General features: G+C 59.4%; 12 protein-coding genes. 7 read left to right on the top strand and 5 right to left on the bottom strand.

All coding sequences use genetic code 11. The features are described 5' to 3' along the window. Positions 1-68 precede the first annotated feature (68 nt). The 6 genes from HMPREF3147_RS05605 to HMPREF3147_RS13000 all read left to right on the top strand — a co-directional run bounded on the left by HMPREF3147_RS05605 (position 69) and on the right by HMPREF3147_RS13000 (position 4,871). On the top strand, positions 69-1,070 hold the full coding sequence (locus HMPREF3147_RS05605) for an alpha/beta hydrolase (protein ID WP_070445624.1): 1,002 nt from the start codon (positions 69-71) through the stop codon (positions 1,068-1,070). Between the two features lie 56 nt (positions 1,071-1,126). After that, positions 1,127-2,512: a mycothione reductase gene (gene mtr / locus HMPREF3147_RS05600; protein ID WP_070445623.1), complete on the top strand. Its 1,386-nt coding sequence runs from the start codon at positions 1,127-1,129 to the stop codon at positions 2,510-2,512. 341 nt (positions 2,513-2,853) lie between these two features. After that, entirely contained in the window at positions 2,854-3,291 is a 438-nt protein-coding gene (locus HMPREF3147_RS05595) for a hypothetical protein (RefSeq protein WP_070445621.1), read from the top strand. Between the two features lie 41 nt (positions 3,292-3,332). Next, on the top strand, positions 3,333-3,731 hold the full coding sequence (locus tag HMPREF3147_RS05590) for a hypothetical protein (protein WP_070445619.1): 399 nt from the start codon (positions 3,333-3,335) through the stop codon (positions 3,729-3,731). A 304-nt stretch (positions 3,732-4,035) separates the two neighbouring features. Further along, on the top strand, positions 4,036-4,389 hold the full coding sequence (locus HMPREF3147_RS05585; protein ID WP_070445616.1) for a hypothetical protein: 354 nt from the start codon (positions 4,036-4,038) through the stop codon (positions 4,387-4,389). 47 nt (positions 4,390-4,436) lie between these two features. Then, a complete protein-coding gene (locus HMPREF3147_RS13000; protein ID WP_246815731.1) occupies positions 4,437-4,871 on the top strand; it encodes a hypothetical protein in 435 nt (144 codons plus the stop codon). Between the two features lie 111 nt (positions 4,872-4,982). Here HMPREF3147_RS13000 and map read toward each other — a convergent pair whose 3' ends face one another. From map to dxr, 5 genes are all read right to left on the bottom strand, one after another. Continuing rightward, positions 4,983-5,852 carry a type I methionyl aminopeptidase gene (gene map, locus HMPREF3147_RS05575; RefSeq protein WP_070445613.1) on the bottom strand — a complete coding sequence of 290 codons (870 nt, stop codon included), beginning with the start codon at positions 5,850-5,852 and terminating at the stop codon, positions 4,983-4,985. A gap of 69 nt (positions 5,853-5,921) precedes the next feature. After that, entirely contained in the window at positions 5,922-7,772 is a 1,851-nt protein-coding gene (locus HMPREF3147_RS05570) for a penicillin-binding transpeptidase domain-containing protein (protein WP_070445610.1), read from the bottom strand. A 57-nt stretch (positions 7,773-7,829) separates the two neighbouring features. Beyond that, positions 7,830-8,993: a flavodoxin-dependent (E)-4-hydroxy-3-methylbut-2-enyl-diphosphate synthase gene (ispG, locus tag HMPREF3147_RS05565; protein ID WP_070445607.1), complete on the bottom strand. Its 1,164-nt coding sequence runs from the start codon at positions 8,991-8,993 to the stop codon at positions 7,830-7,832. Between the two features lie 77 nt (positions 8,994-9,070). After that, positions 9,071-10,279 (bottom strand): M50 family metallopeptidase, encoded by a 1,209-nt coding sequence (locus tag HMPREF3147_RS05560; RefSeq protein WP_070445602.1) that lies wholly within the window; start codon positions 10,277-10,279, stop codon positions 9,071-9,073. Between the two features lie 15 nt (positions 10,280-10,294). Continuing rightward, entirely contained in the window at positions 10,295-11,461 is a 1,167-nt protein-coding gene (gene dxr / locus HMPREF3147_RS05555) for a 1-deoxy-D-xylulose-5-phosphate reductoisomerase (protein ID WP_070445599.1), read from the bottom strand. A 192-nt stretch (positions 11,462-11,653) separates the two neighbouring features. Between dxr and HMPREF3147_RS05550 the strand changes: the two genes are divergently transcribed. Further along, positions 11,654-12,103, top strand: a complete 450-nt coding sequence (locus HMPREF3147_RS05550; RefSeq protein WP_070445597.1) for a DUF2631 domain-containing protein — start codon at positions 11,654-11,656, stop codon at positions 12,101-12,103. Positions 12,104-12,158 lie beyond the last annotated feature (55 nt).

Raw genomic sequence — 12,158 nt, 5'->3', positions numbered from 1 at the left:
GCAGGACAACTGTGGCTAGCGCTCCGCCCCGACGGACGCACCTGGCTGTACGGCCTATCATGAGCTCCATGACATATGACGAACTCGAATGGTCAACAGATCTCCTCGGGCCCGATTTCCAAGCCGCCACCCTTGAACTCGGCGCCGACCCTGATGGCGAGGGCGATGTGTGCGCGACGCTCGTGCGCTACTGTCCCGACACGGATGCCCACGATGACCGCCCCGCCTTGGTGTGGGTCCATGGCATGACGGATTACTTCTTCCACGATCACGTAGCGCGCTATTTCTATGAGCTCGGCTATGCCTTTTATGCTCTCGACTTGCGCAAGTGCGGGCGCTCCCGGAGGGACGGCCAAACCTGGCATTACATCAGCGATATGAAGTATTACGATGCCGACCTCAACGCGGCTCTCGATGCACTTCCGAACGAGCGTGTCGTCATCATGGGCCACTCCACCGCCGGCACCATCATCGCACTCTGGCTTGATCGCCTTCGCCGCCAGGACCGCGAACGCTTCACCCGCATCTCCGGTGTCGTCTTCAACAGCCCCTGGTTGGCCATGATGGGAATGGCGGATAAGACTTATGAGGTGCTCAAGCACGTCATCTATGCCGGCGCTGCCATCGCCCCAAAATTCCCGATTCCCGGAGGCGATCTCACTGCCTACGGGGAATCTATCCATGCCGAGGAGCAGGGCGACTGGGATTTCGACCGTCGCCTCAAGCCACTGGGCGGGCACCCGAAATACCTGGGCTGGGTAGCAGCGGTCTTCCATGGCTTCGACGCGATCCATTCCGGCCGCATCAACATGGGACTCCCTCTGCTGACCATGACTTCAGGGCGTTCCGAGCTCAATCAGCCTTATAGCGAATCCTCTAACACCGCCGATGTTGTCGTCGATGTGCGCCAGAGCCAGCGATGGGCCAAGGAGCTCAGCGCCCGTTACACGCTCCACGTTGTAAATAATGGGCGCCACGATCTCTTTCTTTCCCGCCCCGAGCCGCTGCAGGAAGCATTCTCCACCGCCGCGGAATGGTTGCGCGCCGTGGCCCCTCTTGAGACGGATTAGACTCGCCCGCCTCGCGCTTTTCGGCCTGCACGGGTTGCGGCTAGGCAGCCTCTAGAATGGTCGGCATGACTTCCGCACAGCACTTTGACCTCGTCATCATCGGCACTGGGTCGGGAAATTCAATCCCCTCCCCTGAGTTCGACGATAAATCCATCGCCGTCATCGAAAAGGGAACCTTCGGCGGAACCTGTCTCAACGTGGGCTGCATCCCAACGAAGATGTACGTCTACGCTGCCGACGTGGCACTCGCCGCGCGCGAGGCAACCCGTCTTGGGCTCAGCGCCCACGTGGATGCTGTGGATTGGGACGGCATTGTCGAGCGCGTATTCCACAACCGCATCGATCAGATCGCCCGCGGCGGCGAAGAGTACCGCCGTGGCGAGGAAACGCCCAATATTACAGTCTTTGATCAACATGCTCGGTTCATCGGACCGAAAACCCTGCAAGCGGGCGATGACATCATCACCGGTGACAATATTGTTATTGCTACCGGCTCACGCCCTGTACTGCCCGAACCCTATGCCAGCTCTTCCGTGCCGGTCCACACCAACGAGGACATCATGCGGCTTGAGAAGCAGCCGCGTAGCCTCATCGTGGTCGGTGGCGGCTACATCGCCATGGAATTTGCCCACGTCTTCGACGGCCTGGGGACGGAAGTGACCGTGGTCAACCGCTCGGAGAAGTTCCTCCGGTTCCTTGACGAAGACTTAAGCTCCCGGTTCAACGACATCGCACGCGAACGTTTCGACGTACGCATTGGCACCGCCACAGCACTAGAGGAAACCGCAGACGGTGTACGCCTCACCTTGGATAACGGTGATGTCGTGGAGGCGGAAGCCATCCTCGTGGCCACCGGCCGCCAGCCCAACGGCGATCAGATGGATCTTTCTACCAGCGGTATTGAAATGCACGAGGACGGGCGCATCAAGGTCGACGAGTTTGGTCGCACGACCTGCGAGGGCGTGTGGGCGCTCGGCGATGTCTCCTCTCCTTACATGCTCAAGCACGTAGCCAATGCGGAGCAACGAGCGGTACAGCACAATCTGTTGCATCCTGAAGACCTCCGTCCCATGCCGCACGAGCACATCCCCGCTGCCATTTTCACCCACCCGCAAATTGCGACGGTGGGACTTACTGAGGCACAAGCCCGCGAAGAGGGCTATGACGTCACGGTGAAGGTGCAGAACTTTGGCGACGTTGCCTATGGATGGGCTATGGAAGACTCAACAGGCATCTGCAAGCTCGTGGCCGATCGTGCCACCGGCAAGCTCCTCGGCGCCCACATCATGGGCCCACAAGCGTCCACTCTTATACAGCAGTTGATCACTGCCATGGTCTACGACCTTGATATACGCGAGTTCGCTCGCTCGCAATACTGGATCCACCCGGCACTGCCAGAAGTAGTGGAAAACGCAGTTTTGGGACTAGAGTGGCAGGAGTGAAAGTTACATCGGATTGAGTGATCTTTTTCACATTGCGATTAAACTAATTTCACCAAAAGCCCTGAACCGCACTACAAGCACTTTTTAACACCAACAACATCTGTCAGCACCCTTTCAGAATTTCACCCATTTTGGGGGTGATAGCCGTGAGGGCTTAAAAGAAGACTCAAACTGACGTGCATTTTGCCTGACCGTTGGCTAGGTTAATTACAGACACCGGAACGAGCCGATACTCTCTACCGGCTCAGTGTGTTTTGGGGATACCAAAATAATCCCTATCCCTGTAAATCAAAGCCTCCTACTCTGGAGGCTTTGCACGTACGACTCTAAGGACTTTTGATATGCGTATCCGCAATGCAGCCATCGCCGGCGCTACTGCTCTCGCTGTTGCTTTCGGCGGCTCCACCGTCGCTTTCGCTGAGGACGCCAACGGCTCCGCTCAGGAGAACACCAACTCTTCCGCTTCCACCGACAACGGCTCCTCCTCCGCTGAGGACAACACCAACTCCGAGGCTTCCCTGTCCTCCAAGATTGGTGACTGGTTCTACGTTAATGAGAACGACAACAAGGGCACTGCGGCTGACGGCCGCGCCATCTTCGGCTCCTCCAAGCACGAGAACTGCGATGCTGACGAGACCGAGGAAGAGTGCACCACTCTCGGCGACCAGCCGGCTTGGGCCAAGGCTTTCTACGGCCTGGGCATCGCTAGCGCCATCGCTTCCGTAGCTGGCTTCATCGGCGTTGTGTACAACTTCTTCGTCCACGGCCCGTCCTTCTAAGACGTCTCCCTTACACACTTTTTCCGAAAGGTTTAAATTTCATGCGTAACTTCCGCACCGCTGCCGTTGCCGCTGCAACCGCCGCTTCCGTTGCTTTCGCCGGCACCTCCGTTGCCTTCGCTGCAGAGGACAACGAGACCGAGAACACCTCCTCTTCCAACCTGTCCTCCGCATACGACAAGGTCAAGGAAGACGACTCCGACGAGACCCTGTCCTCCAAGTGGGGCACCGCTACCGAGAAGGACAGGAAGGTCACCGGCGAGGACCTCTTCGGCAAGAAGCGCGCCGAGGATAACCCGCAGTGGGCTGAGATCTGGCGTGGCGGCACCTACGCTGCCCTCGGCACCGCAATTGCAGGCGCCCTGTTCGCTGCCTACAACTTCGCTGTGTACAACAACATCGTTCCGGCACACGTGCTGGACCCGATTTTCCGCCGCTAATTAAGTTGCGGGTACGCTGACTGACTCAGCGCACTTCATTAGCGCCCATCCTCGCATCGTGGGGGTGGGCGCTTTTGCATGCCTAGGCACCGATGAACTGTGGAGATACTCTAACTCTCTTAATAATTGCTGAGTGAATTGCTACAGTGGTGTGCCCGACAGGGGGATTTGGCGGCCTCAAGTAAACATCTAAGAGTGGTGCCGTTCCAGTGAATCCTGTCAATGTTTACGCTAGAATCGCTCAAGTGACTTGGGGCACCCTATAGTTACTCCAGTTCCTACGAGGTTTAAAAGGATTCACACTATGCGCATTCGCAAGGCCACCATTGCCGGTGCTACCGCTCTCGCTGTTGCATTCGGCGGCACCACCGTTGCTTCCGCTGCAGAGGGCAGCAGCAACGATTCCACTTCCAACTCTTCCGCATCTGCTGGTGAGCAGCAGGGCAACCAGAAGGCTGGCGGCTCCTCCGCACTGGGCAAGGCGCTCGAGGCCGACAAGGAAGCTAACGCCCAGAACATCTTCGGCCAGAAGTCTTCTATCTCCGGTGAGCCGAAGTGGGCACAGGCCCTGGCCGGCATCGGTATCGTCGCCACCATCATCACCATCGCCGGTGGTCTGGTTGGCCCGGCACTGAACTACCTCAAGTACGGCATGTAGTTCTCCCCTTCCCCGTCTAACCCACTTTCTGAAAGGCTTTACTTAAGATGCGTAAATTCCGCACCGCCGCCGTTGCTGCTGCAACCGCCGTCACCGTCGCCTTCGCTGGCACCACCGTTGCTTCCGCCGCTGAGGCCGTTGAGGGCTCCGGCCTGACCGAGCAGCAGGTTCAGGAGGAGCTCCAGAAGGACGCTACCTCTTCCGAGATGTCTTCCGCACTCTCTTCTGAGGGCGGCGGCTCCCTTTCCTCCAAGCTGGGCGGCGTAACCGACGGCAACATCACCGGTAATGGTGCTGACGCCTTCGGCTCCACCAAGAACCCCTCGAAGGTTCCGCAGTGGCTGGACCTCTGGCGTGGTGGCACCATCGCTATGGTTGCCGCTGCTGCTGTTTCCTCCGCTGTTGCTGCCTACAACTACGCTGTGTACTCCGGCATCATCCCGGACTACGTTGGCCAGGCTTTGAAGAACGTCTCCTTCTAGTTAGCGCTCTTTACTGGCAGCACAAAGCCCTCCACCCCACCGTGTATTGCACGGGGAAGGTGGAGGGCTTTGTTTCTTCTTGGCAATGTTTAAGTGCTTGACACTTAAACGCTAGGCCTCATCCGGCAGGGTGAGGATCTCGTTGCCATCATCGGTGATGACGATGGTGTGCTCGAACTGGGCGGTGAACTTGCCATCGGTGTTCTGGACGGTCCAGCCGTTATCCCAGATCTCATAATCCAGGGAACCCAGGTTGATCATCGGCTCGATAGTCAAGGTCATTCCGGGCTCGAGGATGTCGCGGTAGGTCATGGAATCATAGTGCAGAACGACCAGCCCGTTGTGGAAGGTGGGGCCCACACCGTGACCGGTAAAGTCAGTGACCACGTTGTAGCCAAAGCGGTGAGCATAAGACTCGATGACGCGTCCGATGACATTAATCTCACGGCCCGGCTTAGCGGCCTTAATGCCGCGCATCATCGCTTCCTTGGTGCGCTCTACCAGCAGCTTGTGTTCCTCGGTGACGTTGCCAGCAAGGAAAGTAGCGTTGGTATCGCCGTGGACACCATTCTTGAACGCAGTGACATCGATATTGACAATATCGCCGTCCTCGATCACCGTGGTATCCGGGATGCCGTGGCAGACAATCTCATTGAGGGAAACACAGCAGGATTTCGGGAAACCCAGGTATCCCAGCGTCGACGGGTATGCGCCGTGGCCACACATGTACTCGTGCGCAACGCGGTCAATCTCATCCGTGGTCACACCGGGAGCCACAGCCTTTCCCGCCTCCTGAAGGGCGTTGGCGGCAATCCGGGAGGCCTCACGCATAGCCTCAATAACCTCCGGGGTCTGCACGAATGGCTCGCCCTGAGCTTCCTGAACCGTGTCCTTCCACACATACTCGGGGCGCTCAATATCCTTCGGTACCTTGCGGATTGGGGTATCTTTTTCTTGTTTCAGCATCGCGCGCTTAGTCATAACTACTCATGGTAGCCCTCTTCCCCAGCACCCGACAAAGAGCACCATGGGCGCGCTAATGAGCGCACGCTACTGCTCTTGTGCGGGAGCAACCTCGCCGTGGCCTTCCGCGCGGAGGGCGTCGAGGCGCTGCAGGAAATTGTCCGTGATGTTGACGGAAATCGTCGATCCACCGCCCAGAACAACCAGAGTTGCGAAAGCGATATCGTCATCGCGGTAGCCGGTAAACCAGGCGTGTGAGCCACCATTGATCTCCGCCTCACCGGTCTTGCCGTAGACGGTCCCCTGGGCCTGCATTCCTGCGGCGGTACCGCTCGCCACTACTTGGCGCATCATGTCACGCACGTGAGCCAGGGTTTCCTCGCTGGGCGCGGGGACCTCCTCGGAAACCTTGGTTTCGCGTGACTCGATGAGCGTTGGCGTCGGGGTCTTGCCTGCCGCAACTGTCGAAGAGACAAGGGCCATGCCAAAGGGAGACACAAGGTCCAGGCCCTGACCATAGCCAGCTTCCGTGCGCTCCAGAGGAGTCTCGCCCTCGGGGACGGAGCCGGTAAGCGTCGACAGCCCCGGCACCTCATAGTCGATGCCTAAGCCATATTGCTTGCCCACATCGCGCAGCTCTCCCTTCGGCAGGTCCGTCGAGATCTGCGCGAAGGTGGTGTTACAAGATTGCGCGAAGGCTTGGCGCAGCGGCACCGAGCCGAGGGAGAAACCGTTGTAGTTGGTCACGGTTCGCCCATACAGGTCCATGGTTCCGGGGCACGGCACGATGGAGTCTGGCGAAAGGCCTTGCTTGTCGACGCCCGCCGAGGCCGTAATGATCTTAAACACCGATCCGGGAGGGAACTGTCCTTGGAGGGCAATATCGCCCTTCTTATCCGCTTCTGGAGTTTGGGCCACAGCAAGTATCTCGCCCGTCGAGGGGCGCATGGCCACGATCATGGCCTCGTACTCGGGGCGCAGATTGACCGCTTCTTGAGCGGCACGCTGGACGTCGTAGTCCAGCGAAACTTTGACGGAAGGGGCTGCCTCGGGTTCGTGATACTCGACGTCGGAAAGCGCGGCGCCGTGCTCGTTGACTACCGAGACGGACCAACCATTCTTGCCGTCTACGTCTTCGGAGACCAGAGAACGCACGCGGGCGAGGATATCTGGGGCCAAACCAGTATCGCGCGTAATGAGCGCCGGTTCCTCGTTAAAGCGAATCCCCTTCTGGTTCTCCAGGACTGGGCGCAGCCGCGCTGCCTGAGCCTCATTGAGCATGGTGACCGAATAAGCGCCATCAACCTCTTCAAGATTCTTGGCAAGCTCTCCGGAATCAATTTCGGGGAAGGAATCATCCTCCCGGTGCGCCTGGCTCAGCGCGCCGGATACTTTCGCGGCGACGGGGCGGGGATCGTCGACGGCGTCGGTGTCGACGACGAGCCGGTATTGCAAGCCCGGAGACATGAGTTCCACCCCATCGGAGGAGACAACGCCTGCGCGCTTCGGCGCGATCGAACGCAGCTCAAGATGCTGGTGCGCGCCGAGATCAGGATGGATAATGCTGGGCTGCCAGCGAACCGTCCAGTCTTTCTCCTTGCGGGTCAAGGCCATCGAGGTGTCATAGCGCAAGGAACGATTGCGCGGCAGGTTCCACGTCACCGAATAGTGCGCGGTGGCTTGGGCCTCTTGCTGATCAACCCCGGTCAATTCAACGTCGAGGCCCTCTGCTTGCAGGCCCGCGAAGGTTGCGTCGAGAGTGTTCGTGGCGGTGGTGCTGTCATCAACGAGCTGCGCCAAGTCCTCATTGTTGCGGGTTTCCATGTCTTCTAGGAATTGCTCAGCAACTGGGCGTGCGGACACCGGCTTGGGGGTACATCCCACCAAGGACGACGCCGCGATGCTTGCCGCACCGAGCAGCGCCACGAACTTCTTCATGACTGGGCAGCGTAGCAGCCAAGGGCGGCCTGACGGCCGCCCCACACCGCAGGTGGACTACTTGGTAACGCGAACCTCAGCCTTGGCGCCTTCCACGGCTTCCAAGCCCTGCTCTTCTGCCAGACGCATTGCCTCTTCGATGAGCGTTTCCACAATCTTGGATTCAGGAACGGTCTTGATGACCTCACCCTTAACGAAGATCTGGCCCTTGCCGTTACCGGAAGCTACGCCAAGGTCAGCGTCGCGGGCCTCGCCCGGACCATTCACCACGCAGCCCATGACGGCCACGCGCAGCGGGAACTCCATACCGTCAAGCCCCTCGGTGACCTCGTTGGCCAGTTTGTACACGTCCACCTGTGCGCGACCACAGGACGGGCAGGAGACAATCTCCAGCTTGCGCGGGCGCAAGTTGAGGGACTGCAGAATCTGGTCACCGACCTTGATCTCCTCGACCGGGTCCGCGGACAAGGACACGCGGATGGTGTCACCGATGCCTTCGGCAAGCAGGGCACCGAAAGCGACCGAAGACTTGATGGTGCCCTGGAATGCGGGGCCAGCCTCGGTAACACCGAGGTGCAGCGGGTAGTCACACTGAGCGGCGAGCTGGCGGTAGGCCTCCACCATGACGACCGGGTCATTGTGCTTCACGGAAATGGCGATATCGCCATAACCGTGCTCCTCAAATAGGCCAGCCTCCCACAGTGCGGATTCAACAAGAGCCTCCGGGGTGGCCTTGCCGTACTTCTCCATGATGCGCTTGTCCAGGGAGCCTGCGTTAACGCCAATGCGAATCGGAATACCAGCATCGCCGGCTGCCTTTGCTACCTCCTTGACGCGGCCATCAAATTCCTTGATGTTGCCCGGGTTGACGCGGACAGCAGCACAGCCGGCATCGATGGCGGCAAAGATGTACTTGGGCTGGAAGTGAATATCGGCAATCACCGGGATCGGAGACTTCTGCGCAATTGCCGGCAAAGCCTCCGCATCCACCGTCTTCGGACAAGCCACGCGAACGATATCGCAGCCACTGGCGGTCAGCTGAGCAATCTGCTGAAGGGTGGCGTTGACATCATGCGTCTTCGTCGTGGTCATCGACTGCACGGAGATGGGGTGGTCAGAGCCCACGCCAACCTGGCCAACCATGAGCTGACGCGTCTTGCGGCGCGGCGCCAAGGTGGGAGGTGGGCCGTCGGGAATACCAAGACCAATAGGGGTCGACATGTGTGCTCCTTGCTAATTGGGTTTTAACGCCCCTACTCTAGCACCGCGCACGACAGCGGGAGCAGGCAGCTAGATCACTAGCCAAACAGCCGAATTGGGTTGACCACGTCCGCAATCATGATGAGCGCACCCACCGCCATCAGAACAAAAGCCAGCACATAGGTCACCGGCATGAGCTTGGTGTAATCCGCCGGACCCTTCGGTTCCTTGCCCATAAGACGGCGCAGGGCATCACGAATCTTCTCGTAGAAAATGACGGCGATGTGACCGCCGTCAAAAGGCGGAAGCGGAATGAGGTTGAACAGCGCGAGGAAGAAATTGAGGGTGGCCAGCATCATAAAGAAGGAGGACCACAGACTGCGCTCCACCAGCTCGCCGCCCACGCGGGAGGCCCCCACCACAGACATGGGCCCGTTGACATCACGCTCCTGCCCGAAGATAGAAGCCACCACACCCGGAATCTTTGCCGGGAATTGGGCGATGCCCTGGACGGTAGCGTTCAAGGCATATCCCGAATAGCGAGCGGTGGCCGGGATAGCGTCGACAAAGGAGTAGGTCTCCCTGATATCGATAATCTGGTTGGTCATGCCGATGGCACCGACCTTCACCAGCTGCCCCTCCGCGTTGAGCCGGGTCACTGTTGCAAGCGTGATATCGAAATCACGCGGTGCACCATCCCGCTCGACGGTAAGGGTGACGGTGTCACCGGAGTAGTTCATGACGGTATCGCGAAGCTGCGCGAAGGAGTCCATAGTTTCGCCGTTGAGCGCGACAACGATATCCCCTGGTTCCACACCCGCTTCGCCGGCTGGGCCCAGCCCCTGGCAGGGTTCTAATTCGCCCTCGGCATTCTGATTCGCGGCACAGGAGACCTCCCCTACACGCGGGCGAACATCCGCGTCTGGGTTGGGCAAGCCCGTGGTCATTGCGATCATCAACAGGATAATGAATCCCAACAGCAGGTTGACTGTGATACCACCAGCCAGCACGATGATCCGCTGCCACGCCGGCTTCTTGTACATGGCATAGGGCTCTTCTTCCTCCGTGAGGAATTCATCCTGCGCCGTCATTCCCGCAATATCGCAAAAGCCACCTACCGGAAATGCCGCAAGGCCATACTCGGTGTGGCCACGTGTAAAAGAGGCGACGCGCGGCCCAAAGCCGATGAAGTAGCGTCGCACCCGCATACCGAAAGCGCGGGCAGTAAGCATGTGGCCTGCCTCGTGCAAGGCAACGGTGATGCCGATCCCCACAGCGAAGAGGACTATACCGAGGACATGTGCCATAAACTAGGGGGCTTTCTAACGAGCGAGCGAATCCACCATCGCATTAGCGCGACGGCGGGCCTCACCTTCCACGGCGAGGACATCATCGACGCTAGAGGGTACACCAGCAAACTCTGAGGCCTGCCCCACGACGTGGCTAACCACGTCCACAATTTCCGGGAAGTGAATACGGCCCGCCAGGAAAGCAGCTGCTGCCTCCTCGTTCGCGGCGTTATATACGGCAGCGTGGGTGCCTCCGGCAGCGGCCACCTCACGGGCAAGGCGGACGGCCGGGAAGGCTTCGTCATCGAGCGGCTCGAAGCGCCACTCATGCGCGGTGGAAAAGTCCAGCGCCGGCTGCGCGCCTGGCACGCGGTGCGGCCAGTCCAGCGCCAAGGAGATCGGGAGCTTCATCGACGGCGGGGAGCATTGTGCAATCGTGCAGCCATCGGTGAAGGTGGCCATGGAATGCACGATGGATTGGGGGTGGACGGTGACGTCAATGAGGTCCGGGTGGACGTCGAAAAGCAGCGTCGCCTCGATGAGCTCCAGCCCCTTATTCACCAAAGTCGCCGAATTCAGGGTGTTCATCTGCCCCATCGACCACGTCGGGTGCTGTGCTGCCTGCTGTGGGGTGACATCCCACATCTCCTCGCGTCCCCACCCGCGGAAAGGTCCACCGGAGGCGGTGAGAACGAGGCGCTCAAGCTCCACGCCGCTGCCTGCACGCAGGCACTGCGCCATGGCGGAGTGCTCGGAATCCACCGGAATGATCTGGCCCTCCCCCGCCAAGCGGGTCACGATGGAACCACCGGCAACGAGGGATTCTTTGTTCGCCAACGCCAATAGTTCGCCCTTCTCCAAGGTGGCGATGGTGGAGGCCAAGCCCATGGAGCCCACAAGCGCGTTGAGGACCTTATCGGCGTCCACCGCCTTAACCAGCTCCTCGGCAGAGTCTGGGCCCGAGAGCACGGTGCCTCCGAGGGCCTCGGAAACGGTGCGTGCCGCATCGGGCTTGGCGACGGCCACGTGGTCAAACGAAAGGTTGAGGGCACGAGCCTGCTCAATGACGAGCTGCGGGTTGGAACCGCCGGCGGCGATACCCACGACTGTGAACTTATCCGGGTTATCCGCGATAACGTCCAGAGCCTGGGTGCCAATCGAGCCTGTAGAGCCGAGAATAAGAATGCGTTGGGTATTCACCCTGTCAACCCTAGCCGGTCAACCCAAGCAAGAGTCGTGAGCGCTGCACTAGCGATAGTCGGGGGTGTTTAATCGCGGTTATCGGCAGAATCATTTAAACTACTACACAGAATAACTGGCATTTTTCGTGCGCTCGCTCGACTCAACTAGTTCTATCCCGGGTGAGCTGCATGTACACGCAAAGGAGAGCAAGTGTCTTCCCACAAGCCGGCATCGCAGGTTTTCGACGGCGTATCCACCGATGACGTCCCGTCCGCAGGTTTCGGTTGGTCCCGCATCAGCCGCTCGGGCGTACAGATCGCTGGTTGGACGTCCGTCGCCTTCCTGCTTGCTTATAACTTTGGTAACCACAAGGGCCACGTGGAGACGGTCTGGCTTATCGCACTGGCAATTCTTATTGCCCTTGGTCTGGTGATTTACGCTCTGCAGCCGAAGCTCTCCCAGGTGCGTACCCTGACCGCCCGTAACAAGCCGGTGGGCCACGCGGAGCCGGATTGGGCCTATGAGCAGAAGACCGTTGGCAACGTCTACGCTTCCCTGACCGACGATGAGCTGCGTGCCCTCAACATTGAGCCTTCCCGCGTTGCTCACCTCCGCGGCGTAACCGAAGGCCGCCACGCTGCCAAGCCGGTGGCTAACTAAAGCTTCTTCGCTTTAAACACAAGCTCCCTTCCCGCAGTTCATGAATGAACTGCAC

The organism is Corynebacterium sp. HMSC05D03 (assembly GCF_001807205.1).
Taxonomy (GTDB): Bacteria; Actinomycetota; Actinomycetes; order Mycobacteriales; family Mycobacteriaceae; genus Corynebacterium; species Corynebacterium aurimucosum.
The sequence above is the reverse complement of the archived record's forward strand: the minus strand, read 5'-3'. Positions and strand labels throughout refer to the sequence as shown.

Bases quoted from the DNA above. Each gene is read 5' to 3' on its own strand.
- HMPREF3147_RS05605 (WP_070445624.1), top strand. From the start codon at position 69: ATGACATATGACGAACTCGAATGGTCAACAGATCTCCTCGGGCCCGAT.
- mtr (WP_070445623.1), top strand. From the start codon at position 1,127: ATGGTCGGCATGACTTCCGCACAGCACTTTGACCTCGTCATCATCGGC.
- HMPREF3147_RS05595 (WP_070445621.1), top strand. From the start codon at position 2,854: ATGCGTATCCGCAATGCAGCCATCGCCGGCGCTACTGCTCTCGCTGTT.
- HMPREF3147_RS05590 (WP_070445619.1), top strand. From the start codon at position 3,333: ATGCGTAACTTCCGCACCGCTGCCGTTGCCGCTGCAACCGCCGCTTCC.
- HMPREF3147_RS05585 (WP_070445616.1), top strand. From the start codon at position 4,036: ATGCGCATTCGCAAGGCCACCATTGCCGGTGCTACCGCTCTCGCTGTT.
- HMPREF3147_RS13000 (WP_246815731.1), top strand. From the start codon at position 4,437: ATGCGTAAATTCCGCACCGCCGCCGTTGCTGCTGCAACCGCCGTCACC.
- map (WP_070445613.1), bottom strand. From the start codon at position 5,852: ATGACTAAGCGCGCGATGCTGAAACAAGAAAAAGATACCCCAATCCGC.
- HMPREF3147_RS05570 (WP_070445610.1), bottom strand. From the start codon at position 7,772: ATGAAGAAGTTCGTGGCGCTGCTCGGTGCGGCAAGCATCGCGGCGTCG.
- ispG (WP_070445607.1), bottom strand. From the start codon at position 8,993: ATGTCGACCCCTATTGGTCTTGGTATTCCCGACGGCCCACCTCCCACC.
- HMPREF3147_RS05560 (WP_070445602.1), bottom strand. From the start codon at position 10,279: ATGGCACATGTCCTCGGTATAGTCCTCTTCGCTGTGGGGATCGGCATC.